Genomic DNA, 346 nt, shown 5'->3' with positions numbered 1-346 from the left:
CTTTTGCATCCAAATGGCTCAAAGTACTGGCGTATGCAGTTCCGCTTTGCAGGTAAACAGAAAACCCATGCGTTAGGCGTCTATCCGACCGTTTCCTTAGCGGAAGCCAGAGAACGTCGTGACTCAGCCCGTAAGCTACTGGCTAATGGTATTGACCCTTCTGCTAAAAAGCAGGAAGACAGGCTGGAAAACAGTGGTGCGTTCTCTTTTGAGACCATCGCACGACAATGGCACAGCACCAATAAAAAGTGGTCAGCAGATTATGGGGTCAAAATTCTCCGCACCTTTGAAACCTATATCTTCCCTGTTATTGGCAATCGCCATGTTGCTGAACTGAAAACCCGCG

General features: G+C 48.3%; 1 protein-coding gene. It reads left to right on the top strand.

Going from position 1 to position 346, the window contains the following annotated elements; genetic code table 11:
* On the top strand, positions 1-346 hold a 346-nt coding region (locus ACSZO4_RS25935; RefSeq protein WP_437891942.1), incomplete at both ends, for a tyrosine-type recombinase/integrase.

The organism is Phytobacter sp. V91 (assembly GCF_965644225.1).
Lineage (GTDB): Bacteria > Pseudomonadota > Gammaproteobacteria > Enterobacterales > Enterobacteriaceae > CBFFRJ01.
Note: the sequence above shows the minus strand (reverse complement) of the source record. Positions and strands in the feature narration are given on the sequence as shown.